This window comes from Halorubrum sp. SP9 (genome assembly GCF_005435015.1).
In the GTDB taxonomy this organism is placed as follows: domain Archaea; phylum Halobacteriota; class Halobacteria; order Halobacteriales; family Haloferacaceae; genus Halorubrum; species Halorubrum sodomense.
In genome coordinates, this window is the sequence record NZ_SGXU01000477.1 from 1 (window position 1) to 371 (window position 371).

1 rRNA gene is annotated in these 371 nt (G+C 54.4%); it reads right to left on the reverse strand.

Going from position 1 to position 371, the window contains the following annotated elements:
- Window positions 1-364: ribosomal RNA gene (locus EXE45_RS20665) — 23S ribosomal RNA — on the reverse strand; the annotation flags it as partial.
- Window positions 365-371 lie beyond the last annotated feature (7 nt).

Genomic DNA, 371 nt, shown 5'->3' on the forward strand with positions numbered 1-371 from the left:
GTACTGACTCATCTTACGGGGTTGTCACCCTGTTTCACGCTCCGTTCCAGGAGACTTCAGATGAGTTGTCGAGATTTGGTTGTCAACCCGAACACCACATTGGTCCGAAGACCTTCGGTTTGGGCTGTGTCGCGTTTACTCGCGGTTACTGACGACATCGCTGTTGCGTTCTTTTCCTGCCCTTACTGAGATGTTTCAATTCAGGGCGTTCCCTATTGCGCGTGGCAATTGTTGAACGGATTCCGATTGGGAGATCTCGTGTTCGTACCCTCCATGCGGGTCCCACGAGCTTTTCGCAGCTTGGCACGTCCGTCGTCGGCTCTCGAGCCGAGCCATTCACCAGCTGGCACAGTAGCCAGTAGTGTGTCAGC